This is a genomic window from Paenibacillus sp. P4_E11 (genome assembly GCF_056401635.1).
This window is the reverse complement of sequence record NZ_JBFUIX010000001.1, coordinates 1-19,567: the sequence shown is the minus strand read 5'-3', so window position 1 is coordinate 19,567 and position 19,567 is coordinate 1. Positions and strand designations below refer to the sequence as shown.

The following is a 19,567-nucleotide window of genomic DNA, read 5'->3' as shown; positions in this document are numbered from 1 at the left end:
CTGGAGATTGTCTTCACATCGATATGCTGTTAGGAAGAATTGTTCCATATTGTGCATTGCAGGGCAATTATCACTTGCCCCAAGCGGGTTTGCAGAAGATAACGATTCGCATGAAAAGATAAACAGCCCCCGGAATACCGGGAGCTGTAAGGGTTTGGGGCGATATGTGTGTATTAGAAAAATGGGGTGTGTCCATAGAGGATGAAGAATCCTGGCGAATCGAGGAAATGTCGAATCATAATTAGTTATCGCGACCTATTCAAAGACACTGTCGCAAATTGGATAATTAAGGAATTGACATGTGCGAACAGACGGAAGACTGGTTGATCGATATTGTGCCAATGGAGGTTATATAATGTCCGATTTATCCTTGATCGATCTTATGATTCCGTACGTTCTTCGGGGATCTGGATTTGGCCTGTGGCACCCCGCGCTTGCAGCTCTTGCTGTTGAAGAACACGAGACCTCAATTAGCAATGAAGGTGTAGTCATTCGAGGAAGGGCTAGCTTTCTAGGGAGTATTAGCCCTTTTTTGGATCTGGACAACATGCGCTTTGGGATCGAATCAGAAAATGTGGAAGGTCATCCGCTTAACGATCCTGGCCGACGAAATCCCTGGATAGATATTCGAGATTCAAAGATTGAATTTCAGCTAACGGCCCCTCGTATTCCATCTCAAAAGGTTGCTCAAGCCGTTACCGGTCTAGCTGGGAAACCGGAATTTTCGGACGAGTCCGCTGTTCTAACCGCGTACGGTGCAGGAGCGGTTTCGGACTTTCCGAATACGGAGTTCACGCTTGATATCATGCTCACCGCGGTTGTCCTTCGACCGCCATTCCTACGCGGTGCTAAGCGCGGAGCAGATGGGCAGCTGGTTCCGGATCCGCAAAATTCTGAAGTGAAGTTCACACTGCCGAGGATAAAAGCTCGTCTTGCCCAAGGCTCCGGCGTAAACGACCCGCTTACCGCCACATTACTATCGGCCGGCGCTTCCGGTCTTGATGATCCGGGCGATCACTCCGTGGCCGAGTTGATCACGATGCAGCCTCCATATGCGTTTATAGGCGATTCGGATATTGTCGGAATTGGATTCCGTTCCGCTGTTCTCGACTTATCCGACGGATTTACACCTCCTGATATTTTGGCACAATTCGGATATGATGAATCCTGGAAAGGTTTATATTTACCGGAGATTCGTTTGTTCGTCGCCCCCCATGGAGCCCGGGACCTGGCAGTAGATGGCGGCGCTCAAAATTTGCTTATCGGTTTTGGTCCGTCTGCCGGCGTAACCGGTGACTTCGAACTGCAGGTACTCAATCAAGGCGCTGGCAATTTGATTCTGGGTGCCCGATTCTACGATGTAACAGGTAAGTGCTATGGGATTTCACGTAAAAGTGATAAGAACGCAACGGTTCAACTACCGGAGCACACTCGGATGATTATAGACGTAGACGGCGGACGAACCCCGTTTACAGCATCGGCTACGATTGACGGCGTATTGCAGAACGGTCGAGAACACAATATCGATCTATCGGGAAACACCATTCAACGTAATGTCGTTCTGAAAGTGAAGGACAGCAGCGGGACACCGAAGGACGCTACCCTGGATATTACGATCACCCGTATGCCGATCTCGGCAACGCTTCCTCCCGGAGAGTTGCAGCTGCCAAAACCGTATACGCCGGCCGAACTGAAGACGACGTCGGTCAAACAAGGGGCTGTGAGCGTAAACTCTCCACGCCTGCGTCTGATCAGCGAAACAGCTGCAACGGCAGTTATCGGACTGGATGCGCCTGGAATACCTACGTGGACGATTAATGGTTTACCGGCAGGCTCAAGCGCCACGATAACAGTGGATGTTGCTTCAGGAGCCAACGTAAGTGTCAAGGCGGAGCTTCCCGGCTCAGCCGGCGTGGATAAGTTCACAGCATTCTATCGCTATGATCATCCTTTGTCGACAGAGGGACCTGAGTATGCTAGTAACAAAGCCAATTCTCGTACGGCGCCAGCGCCGGACCAAGGCCTTACGACACCGTGGACCGCAGGCACCGACTCTCTCAGTGCATTGCGAGGCATACTTGAAAGCATTCCTCCACATTCTCAGATCAAGATCGAGGGTTACGCAAGCTTTGAAGGTCCGGATTCAACACAGACACGTACGTACAACACGCTGCTTGCGCAGCGTCGCGCAGACGGGTTGCGTGCCATGATTGAAAGCTTAGGAAGCAGCTACGAATTTGTTCCGGCCCCTGCAGCTAACATGACGAACTGGACTACCCAGGGAACCGAACTGGAAACCCGCCGAAACTTCTGGAAGGCGGTAGCATCATGGGATGCCATAACGACGGTCGGAACTGTTACAGAAGGAACCGTGACTAGAAGGCAGGCGGATCCGCCTCCTGGGCCGACGCCGATTCCGGTGAATGACCCCATACCGGCCGGTATGCCGCCTGAACCTCCTTCCTGGTTCCATCGTCTGGGGGCCAAGGTCCGCATCGTCCGTAATCAATTCGTCGCTTGCGAGGTATTCGGCAAGTTTGACTATCAGACCGCAGCAGAAAAGCGAATGCAGGCAGGCGCAGGTCCAACTGCGTCGATACCGAAGTGGCAAGGCCTTGGCAGCCAAAACCCGGCAGACGGATTGATCGACGTACGCGTCGTGGTTCAGATCGACGATGCGACCGACACGGTCACTGTCACAGGTTATCTCGGAGCTGATCCGGCGGATCGAGATGGACTGGCGTTACTAGGAACACGACCCGATGATCCGCCTGATCCCGGCCCTTCTCATTACGGGCTGAACTTTTTGGGGTTGTCGTTCGTCTTCTTGCCGCTATTGTCAGAGTTGACAGGAGCTCTGGCGAACGAAGGTGCACTCGTCCAGATGCCCGTATCGGCAGCAGGGTTTGGAGTTATTGCGGGAATCGCTGCTACCGAGTGGTTCCGTACGGAGCGCATCATCTGGTACGGCGGCGAATTCAAGGTGATCGCGAACGGCAACGGTGACTGGTCAACGGCGCTGCTTCTTGATATCGAAACGGCCTTATCAATGGACCTGCTCGGACTCGTCAAGATTAAACGAGAGGCTCCTCTTGCGATTCGTTACAAGGCGATCGGTATCCTTTTCGGGTCACCCCCTGGAGAATCCGCCTTTCAGTTTCGGCCGATATTTGATTCGTCGAAAGGGTACACCATTGATGTTTCTAAGCCGGGAGCAGTCGAAGTAGCTGCTCCCCTAGGAAACATCTTACAAGTTCTAGGTGCGAGAGTCGCTCGGAATAATCCGCTGATCTTCGAGATTGATCTCGGGTTCGCGATCGATCTCGGTGTCATCTCGATCGATCGGGCCAAGGTGCGAGCGCAGGTTGACTCTAATCCTCCAACACTGTCTTTGACCGCCTTCGGTGTCGGAGTAGACATTCCGGGAGCCGTTCGAGGCCGAGGCTACCTCGAGCTAAGCGAAGATGAGATCAAGGGCAGTATCGACATTACGATCCTTCCGGTGAAAGTGCGCGTAGCCGCGAGCATCGCTGTCAAAGAAATACCGCCTACCGCCGTTCTGGTCTCGTTGGATGTGGAATTCCCGGTGGCCATTCCGCTCGGAGCTTCAGGTCTTGGCATTTACGGTTTCCTCGGCCTATTCGCAATGCACTATATGAGAGATGAAAGCGGTTTACCGGCTAATGAAGCCCCTGCTCTAGCTTGGTTGAAAGCGACTGGCGGAAATGCAGGCAATCCTGCCTTCTGGAAAGGCCATACTGGCAGTTGGGCCCTCGGTTTGGGCGCACTGCTCGGCACGATGGGATCCAGCGTTATCTTCAATATGAAGGGCATGCTCATGTTGGAGCTGCCGGGTCCGCGTTTGTTGCTGATGATGAAAGCCAATCTATTAATGGAGATGCCGGGGCGTGTCGGACCTGCGGAAGGGTCACTGTTCGCCGTTATTGACCTTGATATGGGTCGTGGCACACTTGTGATCGGGATCAGTGCCGAGTATGAGATTAAGATGCTCATCAAAATCCGGATACCGGTCGAAGCCTTTTTCAATTTTAATGATATTTCCGACTGGCATCTCTACCTCGGCAAGTTCGATGATATGATACATGTCGATATTCTCGAGGTTTTCGAAGGAACAGGCTACTTAATGATTTCTGGCAATGGAATCAGTGGACATCCGGTGCTTCCCGCTGTGACCGGATTCTCCGTCGCTACCGGGCTTCACGTTGCATTTATCTGGGGTTCGAAGCCCCTCGGTCTTTACGCGGAGCTCGCAGCAGGGTTTGATGCAATCATTGGCTTTGATCCGTTTCGATTCTCTGGCATTCTTTACGTTCGTGGAGAGCTCCATTTGTGGATTGTCAGTATAAGCGCCTCGGCGAGCCTCCAAGTCGACATAGGGGAGGATGGTGACGGTCACGACGTCTCCCGTATTGCTGGCGAAATTAAAGGTGAGGTCGAGTTTCTGTTCTTCACCATCTCGGGATCTGTACATTTCGAACTGGGCGAAGATTCGGTTCACATCCCCGACCCGCCATCGCTCGCGAAGGGGCTGAAGCTCATCAGCCGTTCTCCTGCGCTTGTAGTCGGCACCGGTGTGGATCGGCCGATCGACAGCGGTATCGGTAACGGCAACGCGTCTTCAACGGAGCCTGACGTGAACGATATGCCGGTTGTGCCTATCGATGCAATACCGGTCATACTCATGACAGCGGCACCGCTGCACGATGGTGTGCAATTCAAGCATGAGGATCTGAAGGGAACGCCGTTCGCATCGAACTCACCGTTTGACGGTTGGGTCGGCAACGGGGACATGTACTACAAATACACGCTCAAGAGTGTGGAATTGTCAGGCGGTATATCGGCAGGAGCAGCTCCGGCAACTTGGTGGGCGCCGAAATCCGGGTCTAATGCATTTGAAGCGCAGCTGGCGCTGCTCAGCTGGATTCCCGATGCGACTCCTAAGGCATTGACATACAGCAAGCATCTGGAGGAATGGGTTAAGAGTTACTGGGGCACGATTTGTTTGCCCGTTGCTCCCCCTGCATCGGTGTTGTGGACCTTCCTTCAGGAAGCACTGGGTCCCACCCCTTACGGTTGGCGGCTGGACGGCAAGGCGTGGCCCGATCCATTGGGAACGCACCGCTCCTCTGCGCCAGGTTTGGAGATGAAAGTCGTTGAACGATGGCGGTGCGGAGATCGAAAGCTCGATCAGCTGCGCAGCGTCGTGCCGGCCGAGGTGCAAGGAACCCCGGTGAATTGCCCGCCAACCGGCCGATCTGTGATGAGGAGGGAATCATCAGAGGGACGATTACCGATCGATGTGATCGGCGTGGCGCGGGGAATCAAGAAGGTGGAGCAGGGGCAGCCGCAATGGCTTGGGACTTCGGAAGTGCTGCGACTGATTAAGAAGGGAACTCCAGTTACTCGTGCCGAGCTCATGGCTATGCATGTGCCGGCCGGAACAAGTGAGCCTTCCCGTACAAGGACGCGCAGCTGTCAAAGTCGGGTGCTGGCAGCGCCGGTGTTGGAAGACTACTGGAGATTTGCGACAGCACCTGATACAGTGCGCGATCATTACATTCAAACGGAATTGAAATCAGGAAGATATACACCTGGGCCGCTAGTCGATGCCGTCATGTTTCATACGGGTGTAGCCATGTACACCACTTTCTACCTGTTCGTTCCTCGTATCGTACTCGTGAAGCATATGCTGCATGTAATCGTTACCAACGGAGATGAGGATATAGTAAGCTCAAGTGTCGTTACCGATGCTGATCTGATAACAACGGGCAACCCATTGCCGGCAAAATGGACCGATGCGAAGGGGCCGTGGTACTCGGACCTCTATCGAATTAACCAGCACGAGAAATTCCTCAAGAAGTGGGGCTACGTTGGCGTGCTTGTGACAGTTAAAGGCCAAGCAGACGGCGACCGTATTCAGATCGGTCTTAGTGACCTGGATAGGAATGATCTGCAAGAGATAACGGCTCGGCCCTTCTATGTGGCAGCGATAGAATCACAAAGTCATGCTGAATACTTGCGCAGTGACTTCGACCACAAGGAACAAGGGAAGAAGCAAGGAATCGTTGGTTCAGTCTTGAGTTCTGATGCGGTCAATTTGGCGCTGCTCGAGAAAGATACGACATATTGTGTAACTATTACTTGGGATGGAGAGCGGGAAAGACGGCCAGAGGGCAGTTCGCCGGTGGATCATGTATCGCTGATAGACCAGACGCAGAAGTTCTGGTTCCGCACGGATGCCGAGCCGCCTTCGCGCCTTGACCCCTGGATGTTGGCCAGCATGCCGGACGAAGGCGAGACACACTTCTTCAGTGAGAGCGAGCTTCGACTGGTGTTCGCAACACCGCAAGTTGTCCATCTCTTCGAGACCTATGGGAAACGATTGCAGGTTAGGTTGAGGGCATCGTCATTTAGGCCGATTCCATCCAAGCTGACTTTGCCGCACCCGCTTGTATTAACCAAGGACAATGTCATACCGGTGGCAAAGAGCATCCTCGATCCGTTCGAGGAAGCGCTGGAGAAATTGCTCGAACACTCTTGTGTTCCGGTCAACCACACACGAGATCGACATTCCATGGTCCATATCCCAATTCCAATGGAGTTATATACAGACTACATCATGGATGTAGAGATGACAGATCAGGATGCGCCTGAAGGGGCTATAGGACAGTCGATCTGGCGGCGTTCCTTTAGTACCGGCGGGTTCCGCACGCTTGACGCATTTGCGCAATCGTTCATCGCGGCTCGGGTAAAACATCGCTCAGCCAACGTAGGTGCTCTCCAAGCGATAGGAACGTTCTTCGCTGCCCGTCAACCCGAAGGGAACGAGTTCGATACCAAGATCATTGAGGCAGGTCTTGAGCCGCTGGAATTACCGGATCATCCCCAACTCGTGGTTTTCTGGGAAACATTGGAGACGCCGCAGCCTGTCGCGATCATGATCGATGCGTCCGAACCGCTATGGCGGAGGCGCATGCTCCCCTATGAACGGATAGATGCATCGCCAGAGGGAGCTAAGCGTTACGAGATGAAGCTGGTTACGTGGCTTGCACCAGATGAGCAGTCAGGCGGCGAGCCGATCGTCCAACAAATCATCGCCGCCCCGGGAGGCCAACGGGCACTTGTCATACTGAAGGCAAATTCTCGTGGAAAACGATTAAAGCTTGCACTCCGGCGAATCGCGCAGCCTGAGCCCTATCTCGATGGGGCCGGTGCAACGGATCAGTATGCAACGATAGCGGAGCTTATCCTAATCAGTGCTCCATGGGAGGAGGTGGACTGACATGCCCTACATTATTAATCCAGCATTATTCATGGCCGAAGGCGCGCTTTTGGACTGGGCTGTCATCGCCCGCAAGCACACTTTACGTTATAGGGGCAAATCGCGGTATACACATCAGCTCCGATGGATGATCAGCAGTAAACTCGGTATGCCGACAGAGCCCTTCATCGTATGGAGGAGGTACAAGGGGTTACCGAGTTTGTCCACAGCGCTCAACTACAAGATGGAAAGACCAATATGGCTGTTTAACAAAACAATGGTGACTTGGAAGGAAGGACCGATGGCGGAAGTATCTGTCGGTATCACGGCTCCTATATCAGGCGGAACGATCTATGCATACACCGGCGCACCTGACATATCGAGTGCAGTGGTCATAAATGAGGTAGCTGGTGGAACCTCAACTGTAACTCTGAAGGCCTCATATATAGACGGACTTATTGTATCAGACGGGCTGCAAATAACTGGTGTGCGGGGGATTGCCCTCGAGAAATGGAATACAGAAGAAGCCCGATGGAAGCCATATGAGATCGTGGGATTGCCCGTTCCTAGACAGGAGTGGAACGGCATCGACAATCATTCCATTGACCAAGGTATGGTCGGAGCGCTTCTATCCCCGCAGGATGCCGCTGTACAGCGCCTAGAGCGGGGTGCTCCGCAGGTGGGATGGGCACCGAATCTGCCGACAGGCGAACCCGTGCCTGCCTGGATTCCGCCAGACTTTGCCGCGCTCGTGACGGCGGAGGTTAAGACGGATGTTCTCGATAATCTCAAGCTCGTGCTTCAACACCCCCCAGATCAGCAGAACGAAATCCGGATACCTGTATGGCTGCCGCCGCCGATTAACACTTCTGGTAAGCAGATGAGCGGCGCCGGTAGGTCAACGCAAGTCGCGCCGTTACCGGCGATGCTGATGGCTGGAGGGACCGATCCCTGTCTCGCGCTCGCGCTCGGATTTGGCACCGCGTATCAGGTAGAACTGGACGGACACAATCGCGACCGACCGGATCCGGGAAACAGTCAGAGCTACGATTACATGATTACGGCACGCTGGGAAAGAGGACTGGATGGTACCGGAGTGGCTCCCTACGAGATGGCTGCATTTGTGCCTTCGCCTGAATATCCCATTGACACGCCGATGCCGGCGAATCTTGAGGCAGACATGATGGGATATTTGCGACCGCTTACGGCGGACACCGACTGGCGCAGCTCTGTCAAGGTTAGTTGGGATCGGCCGGTCGATATCGAGCTGTTTCGGCCTCGCACCTTTGCATTTGTTCGTAAGAGCCTGTCGCCTGATGAGCCGGTTCTTCCCCTGATGAACGACCGCAGAAGCGGCGGATATCGATATTTAATGATCAACAGAGCCGTACCTGACCCTCTCCCTCCGGATTGGACGCGAGTGGCCGCCGTAGATCGAGAATGGACGATCCCTGCTGTACCAGGCAGCCGGAGTCTTCGTTATGGGATATGTCAGCAGGACATCTGGGGACAATGGAGCGGTTGGGGAACGGTGGATACGGCCGTCGGCCAACCTCCAGTCGAGGACGTGAGAATCGTCACAGCAGCTCTGCATGCCAGTCCAACTGGTGCAGAGGATCCAATATGCAGAGATTCCTCTCTAATCATCGAGTTTTTATGGGATTGGCGTATCCGCAGGCCGGAGAAGATCATCTTTGTCGGTCGACTGTATGCGGCCGTTCATCGCGGAGACCTGCCGCCGGACCTGACGGTTCCACTCGGACTGCAACATACGATCGGAGGGGCACAAGGACCGCTTGAGATCACATTCACAGGTGACGTGCCAAGTGCGATAGGCGCGACATTCGTCGGTCTCTCGGATGACGGCGAGCGGATCGTGGGCTTCGGTCCCCAGCAGGGCGTTGACACTCGACGTTATCGGGTAGAGATCTCCAATGTTGACCTCGAATTCTGGTCCACCGGCCATATCGGCTTAGCGTTGTGGGCCATCGGCCAGGAGCGTATCCCCCCGAAGCGATACGGTTCCTGGTCCAAGGAAGCGAGTATCATCGCCGTGTCGGACCCGCGTCCGCCGAGGGTGGAGGTGCCGACTGTCAGTCTTGCCAGTCTGCCAGATGCCAATGGCGAATGTCATGCCCGTCTGTCATGGACCGCATCAGCCAATGCTGTCGGTTACTTCATCTACGAGTCAACGGAATCCAAGCTGTTGCTCGCAAATGGCAGGAGGGAGCCTGGGCCAACGGCCACACTGAGTGAACGTCTCGATGTTATCCAGCGACTGTTCGATGCCATTCCTTCCCGTCGAGAGTTCACCCGTCGAAATGATCGGCCGATCACGGAAACCAGTATCGACGTCACGCTTCCGAAGGGTTCGACGGTCATTCACGTGTATGCCGTGATCGCCGTCAATGCCGGGCAAGTGGAGTCTGAATGGCCCTCAGGCGCAGATGCGCACAAGCAGCTGACCGCGATTGCCGCACCACGGATCATGAGGCCGGCACCGCCTACAATAGAAGTGCAGCCCTATCTCGACGATACGGTAGAACCGCCCGTAAACCGTGTGCGAATTCTGGTCGGGGCACGGCCGGGTCCGCGCGTGAGAAAGGTGGAGCTGTTTCGCGTACGGGTAGACGATGCAGCTAGAGAACTCGATACGATGGGACCTGCAATTGCCTCCATTACAGGAAGCGGAGGGAGCTGGACGGTTACACAGCAGACGGATAGCTATGGTTCGAACATCGAGACCGTTATCGGCTTCGACAGTCCCAATGGATCCTGGAAGCGGGTATGGTATCGTGCAGCGGCTTGGTGCGACGCGGATCCGCTCCGCGGTTACCTGCAAGGCCGGTCGCTTGGAAGCGCGGCTGCATGGATCATCGTGCCGCCCTCGACACCTCCAGACTTGTCCGCTGTCCTTGTAGGCTGGCCGGGAGGAGGCTCGATCAGCGACGTTATCTTAAAGTGGACCAGCAGCGCGCCGGTTCACCATACACCTCTCGGACATCACTCTCTTAAGGTCCAGGCTACAGCAAGAGGGGCGACTCCTCTAATCGACCTGAGCAGCAGTTTAGTCGTGCTGCCCACCAGCAAACCGGTAGCAGGTTCAGGCGTTTGGGTAGAAAGGGACCTTTCACAGCCCCACTACGAGTACTCCGCGCTTATCCGGCGGCTATCCGAGAATGACGCCATAGATGTGCTGATTCAGATGACGGATCCTTTGGGCCGCACAAGTGAACGGCTTATCCATATAGCCTCCGGTCCGATACTTCCGGTGCCGGATGTGAGTAACTTGAGAGTGACGAAGCGAATCATCCCACCGGGTACTCTGTTGGAATGGACGAGTGCCGTAGGGGCGAATAACGAGAGTTTAGGCTTCTATATGCTGACCTTGACAGCAATTCGACCTGCCCCACTTCGTCCGATTAGGATCGCCATGCGCTTGTCGGATATTCCCACGGGTAGGCCGGGTTCTGGTGGTTCAAGAGGTGATTCGCTTCAACTGCTCCGGAGGGGCGCCGGTTTTTCTGCATTCTGCAGTATACCGGTCAAGCAATTCATCGTACATCTCGCATCGCCTGACGGACGAGCGGATCAAAAAACAATCGAAGTGAGGTGACGTTGTGAACCCGATTCAAGTGTACACCCTCACACCGGGAGCGGCGCAGCAGATTCTTCAGAATGACGGACTAGACGCATTGGGACTTGCCGGAATTGCCTTGAGCCCTCATTGGGGCTCGACCCCCGTCAACATTGGCGATTATGACTCGGCCTCTCTTACGCTGGCAGGCTCGGCTGTCCTGCGTGCTCCGTTTCGCGGGATGTTCGAAGGCATGTTCGCGCCTGCTACTGGAAGGCTCGATGCGGATGTGACGGAGGATGCGACCGTACTGAAGCTCCGGGCCGGCAGCGCTGACGCATTCCCTACACCTACGGGGGGAGGTTCGGTCCTCCTCACGCTGTCCAACGATACCGGGTCCAAACAGGAAACGGTTGCGTGCACAGCACGTTCAGACCATCAATTCACCGTCGTTCGAGGGTTTGATGGCAATGCCAAACAGTCGTTCTCCGCAGGAGATCAGGTCAGGCTGAGACTGGCGCGAGGCAAAAATCCGGCGCAGTTCGTAGGGGCTGATGGGCAGCCTCTGATGTCGGCATGCGCCGTCTTTCGCCTTCATCCGCAGGCATATCATCGGCTTGAGCACCTGATGCTCGCCCGATTCGGCGAGCCTGCTGTAAGACCTGTGCCGGCCTGCATGGTAATACGAAACACGGAGCACTTCGAGACCGATCAATTTTTTGAAGCCAATGCAGGTCTTCCGGTCACAGGAACGTTCTCCTTTCATGACAATCGCGGATTGATCATCGATCCGATCTATGTCGCTTCGGTGTTCACCAATCTCATCCAATGGAACGGTGCGCTGCAACCAGCGGGAGCGCCTGGCCGAATAGATGATGCTAATGGGATCCAGCATATATCTTCACTGTCGAGCACGACGCTTCTTCATTTTGTCAATCCACACGGAGCGAACTTCCAACCTGCGGTGGTGAATGCGACGATGGCTCATGTGGACAGCGGAGGCAACTTTATCGCTGATATTCCGGCCAGTTGCCTGATCGAACTTCCTGCGAGTGACCGTATTCAGGCAAGAGCGGGAGACGACGATCGTCTGCGCTGGGGATGGGCCGAGAGCGGCGTTATGGGCCGGACTCCTTTGACCCTTCCGAAGCTTCCTGCGGGAGTGACACTTCAGCGGTCATTTTACCGAATCTGTGTCGTCGATCTGGATTGGTACTTGCTGGGGAATCGCACTAGTGAACACATTCTCGGGGTGCAAATGGATGACGGGCGCATCCCGCCCGAGCTGCAGCCGATCGTTCGTGATCAGATCGACATCAACTACTTGGTCGACGGACCCGATACTCTAGCAGAGAGTATGCGCGTGCTGCAACGCCCCGACCAGGATATGGTCCTTGCCGTGTCGATGCAGCTTGATCCAGCTCTGATCGTTCCAGATAAGCCTGGTGCCTCGGCGCATTGGCCAGCGTTCCCTTCACCGAAGCTGGTACCTACACCTACGGTCCCCGCAAGCCTGACTTCGGGCAACTTGAGTGCTGCGTTCGTCTCCGGTACGTCAAGAGACGTGGTCGTTACGATTACAGGAGTGGCACCGCCTGAAGCGCATGTTCGAATCTATCCGCAGCAGTTCGTGGAGATTCCTGCAATCACGGCTGAACCTTCATTCGTGCGGGGTGACGGCGGTGCCAATATTGCAGGAGCGGGACCGACCAGCGTATTCCTTCCGAACCCATTTCATCTGGCTGAAGGTCAAGCGCATCCGACTCCAGCCGTCCTCACGCTCGACATTGTCATTACGCCGAGAGGTGCTCCGCGGCGGCTGTTCGGGGCAGTCAACGTCGAGGTTGCTGAAGGTCCCATTGCACTGCCCGTCACACCCTTCACAGGGGCGGGCATGATGGGGGTGTTATTGCCGAGGATGCAAGGATTGGGACCTTCTCCGCTGTTCAGTGTCCCATTGCCTGCGCCCCTTCCTCCAGGTCCGGAGCCTACTAACTTCCTGGATATAGTTATCAACCTTGCTTCAGAGCCTTCTCCCAGACAGTCTCCACGATTACCGACGATGGCCCGCTTCGAGACCATCATCGTCACAGGCACAACCGGAGTCGGGGCGGCACCGCAAGGTAGTTTGCTGTGGGAGGCTGTGCTGAGCGGCGCTCGGTGGGCAGGCGAGTCTCTGTCTGCTAAGCAAGATCAAGGGAATCCTGGTTACCCGGCCGGTCCCGACGTTCACGCTCCTGGGGTGCGCGTCACGGGGGCGCTTGCCTACGATGCTGCAGTCATCGCGCTTCGACGGGTTCAGCCGATGATTCCGTGGCCATCGACTGCCGGTCTCAATCCAGGATGGGTGATTGCTTTGTTAGGCGATAACTTCAACATTCCGGACAATTCGGCAAACAACAACAACACGGGTACAGGGGCCCTCCTCCGAACGGTGGCGGTCGCAGCGGAGACATCGCTTCTCAGCGATCTGATGCCTCCTGCGGCTGGCACATCGGTACAGGGTATGCTGCAGAAGGCAGCAGATCGACTCGGCCTGGATGCTCCAGAGATTGAGATCGACAATGAGCCTCGCGTACAGCAGGAGATCCGGCGGGAGTTCTTCATATCGAAGCACGGCTTACGGGATGTACAATGGTCGCTGCTTCGCGCTTTCCATGACGCACGCGAGCTGATCTACATCGAGTCGCCCCAGTTCGCACGTACAGCCCGGCCTGATGGGGCCTCTACAGCCTCCGAGGTTGATTTGGTCGAAGCCTTGCGGCAGTCGCTTCTTGAACACCCTAATCTAAAGGTGATCCTATGCTTGCCTCGCCTGAGCGACTATGCTGATCAATGGAAAGGTTGGTCGCGTCAACATTATAAAGCGCGCAATGAAGCGGTTGGAGTCTTACGATCGCTGGCTCCTGATCGCGTCGTAGTCTTCCATCCGGTCGGATTCCCTGGACGCCAAGCGTCTATCCGTACAACCTCCATCATCGTGGACGATGTGTGGTCACTCGTAGGTACTGCACATATCCGACGCAGGGGCATGACCTTCGACGGCAGCGTATCTGTCGCTTCGTTCGACCGGGAGCTCGAATTCGGCTATTCAAAGAAAGTGCAAGCGTATCGGCGGGCACTTATGGCGCAGAAGTTGCGGATCTCAGAACCAGCGCCTGGTCAACCCCTTCTGGGTGACTGGGTCCGTCTAGCACGGCCCGAATCCTCCTTTGCATTGGTGCAGGACCTCCTGGCCCAAGGCGGTCAAGGCCGTATCCTGCCTTATTGGCCGGGACCTTCCGATACCACGATAATAGCCGCACAGGATAACGTCGCTGATCCTGACGGCTCTACTAGTGATTTATACATGACAACGTTCGCAAGCCTCTTGCAGGAGCTCGGTGATTGAGCGGTCGAAGGTTCATCCGCGAATATTTTTGCGATATTGGCCTGGTGGCATATCGGTCACTTGCTTGAAGATCCGATTGAAATTCGTCACTGATGTATAGCGGAGGCGCTCGGCGATTTCCTTGATTGGCATGTCGGTTTGGTTCAGCCATACTTTCGCTTGTTCCATGCGGACGTGAATGAGATAGTCGCCGAATGCCCAGGAGGTCTCATCCTTGAAAAAACGGCTTAGCTGAGAAGGGGACACGCGAACCGCTTCCGCGACCTGTTGCAGGGATAAGTCTTTCTCCATGTTGTCTTGGATGTACAATCGCGCCTGCTGGACGATCTTTGTCTGCTTCGGCAGGTTGGCTTCTTCTAATGCCCGGATTACAGTGGGAAATACAGTCTCTTCGAACCAGTGCTTCACTTCTTGCAGGGACGTCATGGCATATAGTTCTTTGTACAGATCGATCTGGTAGTAGGAGTCGGAATTCTGGCCCCATTCTTGCAGCAAAATATCGATCTCCCCCAACATGTAGGCGAACAGGCCAAGTACGGTCTCAGAGTTGTGCACATATTGCGGCACGAACTGAATCGTTTGTGCCAGATGCTCCTTAGCTTCCTCCAGATCGCCGGTCGCCAAACTCTTGACGATTTGCTTCTGGCGGGTAACGAGCGACTGGCCGGACTGCCGCACCGATGGCACGATCGCCTGCTTGGAGATGACAACGTTATGTCCAAGTAGGAGACGATAGCCCAGCAGTTCGGTTGCTTCCTGGTAAGCCTCGCTAATATTGTGGTATTCCTTGTGGGCTGAGCTGACCGACACCGTCACCGATAAGTGAAACAGCTCCTCCACCTTTAAGCGGAATTGTTCGGCTATCCGGAGCATCTCGCTATCGGTAGCTTCTCCGGCTTTGTCCACGCCAATAATGACGGCCACCTGACCTGACAGTGGGGTGAGCGTGATGCAGGAATACGACTCCTCGCATATTTCCTCTATCATCTTACGCAGTGCATACATCATCAGGGAGCGGTCCTGCTCGCGATATTGTTGCTGGAAGACGACGTATCGGTCCAGATCGACGAGGGAGACATAGAACCAGTTGCCCTGTAGCGGGAAACCGTAATGCTCGGTTTTGCGACGTATTTCCTGCTCGGACATTTCTCCTCTCAGCAGTTGCTGGAATACTGTCTCCTTGAGATACGGCAGTTGTTCGCTTAGCTCGCTCTTCAGCTTCTCGTTCGTCTTCACCATCTGTTGAATGAACGAATCGAGTGCTAGCAGGCCGTCCTGCTTCGAGGGTGATGATTTGGTGTCCCCGGAAAATTTGTACAGCATGCGCTGAATCGGAAAGTATAGTCGATTGGAGCCGATTAACGAGAATAATACCCACACGATGATCAGGGAGCCCACGACAATCCATGTCAGCCCTTGAATCGATTGCGCCTGACGGGTTAAGTCGTTCATAGGCGTCATGGCGATATATGTCCAGTTGTTGAAAGACGACTTCTGCACCGACGGACTGTAAGAGACGCCATTCAATGTGATGTGATCGGTGTTGTCATCTGGCTTGGACCAGAATCGGTATAGCTCGGATGATGGCGTGAGCCGTGCTCCAAGCTCTTCTGTATTGGAACTCATGACGATTTGTCCCTTATCATCGATGACGAGCAATTGTCGGTTCCCGCCCAGTTGGACCCTATTGAACAAGCCGGTCAGCTTGTCCGTGGCAACATGCAGCACAATTGTCCCGTCTGCGTTGTCGGTGTAGAACGCCGGGACAGGGCGAATCAGCAACAGTTCGTTCTGATTCGGATTGCTGTTAGGCGGGATGACGACCGCCGAGTTGTACTTGATGTTACTCTTCTTGACTAGATCGTAGTAGGCGAATTCGGACTCATTGAGATAGCCGTACCGTGTTGAATAAACCTTATGATTTTGATTGAAAATAAGGGAAATGTCATACGGAATATCGGATAAGCTCCGTTGACGAAGAATCGTATCGATCCCCGCGAATATTAGGCCCAGATTTTGCTGCGGGCTTGTCTTCACAGCTTCTTCAATGACGGCGTTGGTTGCTAGTTGAAGTGAATTTTTCTCGAGCGTCTGTAAGAACCCATCGATTTGATACTGGATTTGGCTTAGGATGATCTGGTGGTTGTGGTCGACTTCCCGCTGCACCATCTTGGCTGCGAAGACCGACGAGAACATACCTAACAGGATAACAGGCACGATGCTCATCATCAGCACGAATAGGAACAGCTTGCGTTTATAGGTTGTTTGTTTTAACCAAGTAGTGATGAACTAGCCCCCCTTTTAACGCTCTCTCTATCTGTGCAAGGTGTATATTCTTATTTTATTCTTATATGGATTCAGGATCAACATTAGTAAATGGGTACAATTGCTCAGCACGTCTGCTTGACAACCTGGTCCAATATCCTTTACGATAAGAGCAATCGAATCAAAGGGGAGTAGCTGCTACAGCAAAGTCGTCATTACGGGATAGAAGACATCCCCGGCTTTGTTGGCAACGAGTTTCGTTGTTAGCAAGACCTTTGCCATAACGGTAAAGGTCTGCGTAGTATCTCTCTTTCCTTGTTCATGGAAAGCGGCCTTTACCGTTAGGGAGGGCCGCTTTTGYGTTGCCTGGAGCTTAATGGCCAGCGGCCGATAATCCATAACAAAGGGAGAGTAGCAACAATGGAATGGTTGACGATGGAGATGTTGTCGGCGCTTGCGATGATCGTGTTAATCGATCTGATGCTTGCTGGAGACAACGCGATCGTAATTGGGATGGCGGCAAGGAATCTGCCTAAGCAACAGCAGAAAAAAGCGATTATATGGGGGACGGTGGGAGCCGTCGTTATTCGGGCGGCGGCTACACTCGCCGTTGTGTGGCTGCTGGAAATTCCCGGCTTGCTGCTGGTGGGAGGATTGTTCCTGCTATGGATCGCCTACAAACTGCTCGTGGATCAGAAAGACCACAGTAATGTGAAGGCTGGAGCCTCGCTCGGAGCTGCGATACGGACGATTGTCATTGCTGATGCCGTCATGGGGATCGACAATGTATTGGCCGTTGCAGGCGCTGCACACGGCAGCTATGGGCTCGTTATTACCGGACTCATCATCAGCGTGCCGATCATGGTGTGGGGCAGCACGTTCGTACTGCGAATCATGGAGCGATTCCCGTCAGCGATCTTTATCGGAGCGGGTGTGTTGGCTCTAACTTCTGGGAAGATGATCGTTGATGAGCCGTTCATCCATGACTGGATGGGGGACAGCAGCTTACTCAAGTGGACCGTCATCATCGTGATCATCGTCGGATTGCTCGCCGCCGGGAAATTGGGTAGTAGTGTGCATTCCAAGAAGCAGTCCTCTACACAGCTGGAAGGGTAAGGTAGTAAGAAGCTGGCAGGCCGTCCTCTAAAGGGACGGCCTGTTAGCGTTTATTCAACTGAAATAGGGATCTCAGTGCTGAAGTTGATTTTTGTTCGTTTCTCCGGGTTAGTGCTTTCTACAAAAAAATATGCCTTCAATGTAATCGTATAATTTCCTTTAGTTAGTACATGCGGACGGGGGGTTTGCTCAAAAAATTGTATAGGATCGGTAATTCCGCTTTCGTAGATGTGATACATCGTAACCAGATGGTGCGGACTTCCTAATAAGGTCGTGTCGCCAGAATTAAACACGGTTGGAATTTGCGCCAGAGTTCTAACTTCATTATATTTCCTGCCAGCCGAATTGGTTATGGAATAACTAATCGGATAAGGAGTATCTAACGTAACAGGCGTATCTCCCGTATACTTGAACTCGCCCCAGATCTGTAACAAGTCACCCTGCTTATACACCTTTTTCGCCGAATGAATGGAAATTTCATAGTCCTGTTCCACCTTGGTAGAGTGAATAACGGATTTCCCCCAACTTTCGGGCGCCGAATCGATATATATCGATTTCGATTTATCGTCATAACTAACTTCACCCGGTGTATCTTCAGCAATCAATCGAATGGGAGCGTAAGCTTGGCCGTTGTAGTTCAAGATCGGTGAATCGGCCGGTATGTCCTTCTTGACGCCATTCTTGATTATAGTCACCGGAAATAATTGAACTTCGATGGAATCGGACGCCAGAGCAGTGAATGTCATCACTGAAAGCACGCATGTTGATATGAAAATGGGAATCACTTTTTTGATCAACGAGGAACCTCCTATAATTTCGCATCCGGCCTACAGGGGCCAATAGCAATGGAAAGAGAGGATGTCGATTAATTGTTGATTGAGGTGGAAACAGCCGTTCCAAGTGAAAAAGGACCCCTAATGCTCAAACATCTTGTTTGAACCTCCCTTGATTGTATAAGGGATTAAGCGGTTTGGAGGTTCAAGCCAAAACTCGCCGGGGTCCTCTTTTTCACTATACACTCTTATGTCCACAGGTTATCGACAGCCTCAAAGTCAGCCCTACTGCCCTCACCACACGGCTGTAATTCTTCTAATCGACCGTACAGTTCGTCCGCCCGTTCCGCATGCGAGAACAACTGGTAGCCTAGCTGGAACTTCAATTCCCAAGAGGGAGCCTTCAGAAACCACCCCGCTAGAGTTCGAACGCATCAATGCTCCAGATAAGCATAACGGCGGAATAGCTCTACCGTCTTCCCGATTTCCAATCCTCCCTCTCCTGCCATATCGAACTCCTACCTTCCCTAGACTACCTTTTTTGTCAATATGTATTAAGTTTAGTGGAAAGAATTGCCGGATTCAATGCTTCATCAACATTTAATACAAAAGTTGGGATTGGGGTTTCTGAGGGCGAAGAAAGCCTTTCGAGAGTATGTCCAGCCGAAAATATGTACATTTTAATAAAATTCATTGACGGTTCTGTGAACATGGTGAATAATATAGCGTATRAGGAAAGCATAGGGGAGCGTGTTCACATGAAAAACACAACGTCATTACTGAATGCAGTAAAGGTTGTTGGTATTTCGCTACTCACAATAGGAATAGTCCTATTCACAATAGGCTTCTTCGGAAGCAATTACAGTAGTATGATTCCGATTGGAATCGGTACCATTGCGGGGGCTGTACTTATTTTTGTGATGGGCGTATTTTTTGTAGCAACGGAAGAGATGTTAGCGAAGACCGGGAGAGGGTAAGCAAAGACAAAAAAGAGCGCCAGTTAATGGCGCTCTTTTTTGTCTTTGCTTACAGAATCAGAAAGTATAAACTTCGAGAGGTTGCATCCTGATTCGGCATAAAAAGTTACCGCTAAAGACGAACCCGCTTCACCGAGTTGCTCCGATAGGAGCTTTTTTTATATATAACCCCAGACCATACACAAT

At 53.3% G+C, this 19,567-nt stretch carries 7 protein-coding genes; 5 read left to right on the top strand and 2 right to left on the bottom strand.

Annotation, left to right across the window (positions count from 1 at the left end; all coding sequences use genetic code 11):
* Positions 1-355 precede the first annotated feature (355 nt).
* Genes AC1DWB_RS00035 through AC1DWB_RS00025 form a run of 3 tightly spaced genes read left to right on the top strand, consistent with a single transcriptional unit; the run spans position 356 to position 14,250 of the window.
* Positions 356-7,303: a hypothetical protein gene (locus tag AC1DWB_RS00035; protein WP_477538965.1), complete on the top strand. Its 6,948-nt coding sequence runs from the start codon at positions 356-358 to the stop codon at positions 7,301-7,303.
* A 1-nt stretch (position 7,304) separates the two neighbouring features.
* Complete coding sequence (locus AC1DWB_RS00030; RefSeq protein ID WP_477538964.1) at positions 7,305-10,898, top strand: hypothetical protein; 3,594 nt, start codon at positions 7,305-7,307, stop codon at positions 10,896-10,898.
* Positions 10,899-10,902: 4 nt separating this feature from the next.
* Positions 10,903-14,250 carry a phospholipase D-like domain-containing protein gene (locus tag AC1DWB_RS00025; protein WP_477538963.1) on the top strand — a complete coding sequence of 1,116 codons (3,348 nt, stop codon included), beginning with the start codon at positions 10,903-10,905 and terminating at the stop codon, positions 14,248-14,250.
* Positions 14,251-14,262: 12 nt separating this feature from the next.
* Here the strand turns inward: AC1DWB_RS00025 and AC1DWB_RS00020 are convergent, their stop codons facing one another.
* Positions 14,263-16,479: a helix-turn-helix domain-containing protein gene (locus AC1DWB_RS00020; RefSeq protein WP_477539149.1), complete on the bottom strand. Its 2,217-nt coding sequence runs from the start codon at positions 16,477-16,479 to the stop codon at positions 14,263-14,265.
* A 456-nt stretch (positions 16,480-16,935) separates the two neighbouring features.
* Here AC1DWB_RS00020 and AC1DWB_RS00015 point away from each other — a divergent pair, with 456 nt between their 5' ends.
* Positions 16,936-17,631, top strand: a complete 696-nt coding sequence (locus AC1DWB_RS00015) for a TerC family protein (RefSeq protein ID WP_477538962.1) — start codon at positions 16,936-16,938, stop codon at positions 17,629-17,631.
* A gap of 50 nt (positions 17,632-17,681) precedes the next feature.
* Here the strand turns inward: AC1DWB_RS00015 and AC1DWB_RS00010 are convergent, their stop codons facing one another.
* Positions 17,682-18,428: a hypothetical protein gene (locus tag AC1DWB_RS00010; RefSeq protein WP_477538961.1), complete on the bottom strand. Its 747-nt coding sequence runs from the start codon at positions 18,426-18,428 to the stop codon at positions 17,682-17,684.
* 539 nt (positions 18,429-18,967) lie between these two features.
* Between AC1DWB_RS00010 and AC1DWB_RS00005 the strand changes: the two genes are divergently transcribed.
* Complete coding sequence (locus AC1DWB_RS00005; RefSeq protein ID WP_477538960.1) at positions 18,968-19,381, top strand: hypothetical protein; 414 nt, start codon at positions 18,968-18,970, stop codon at positions 19,379-19,381.
* Positions 19,382-19,567: the final 186 nt, after the last annotated feature.

What these genes read in the sequence shown, in the direction of transcription:
- AC1DWB_RS00020 (WP_477539149.1), bottom strand. Translation starts at nt 16,479, where the DNA reads ATGATGAGCATCGTGCCTGTTATCCTGTTAGGTATGTTCTCGTCGGTC.
- AC1DWB_RS00030 (WP_477538964.1), top strand. Translation starts at nt 7,305, where the DNA reads ATGCCCTACATTATTAATCCAGCATTATTCATGGCCGAAGGCGCGCTT.
- AC1DWB_RS00035 (WP_477538965.1), top strand. Translation starts at nt 356, where the DNA reads ATGTCCGATTTATCCTTGATCGATCTTATGATTCCGTACGTTCTTCGG.
- AC1DWB_RS00015 (WP_477538962.1), top strand. Translation starts at nt 16,936, where the DNA reads ATGGAATGGTTGACGATGGAGATGTTGTCGGCGCTTGCGATGATCGTG.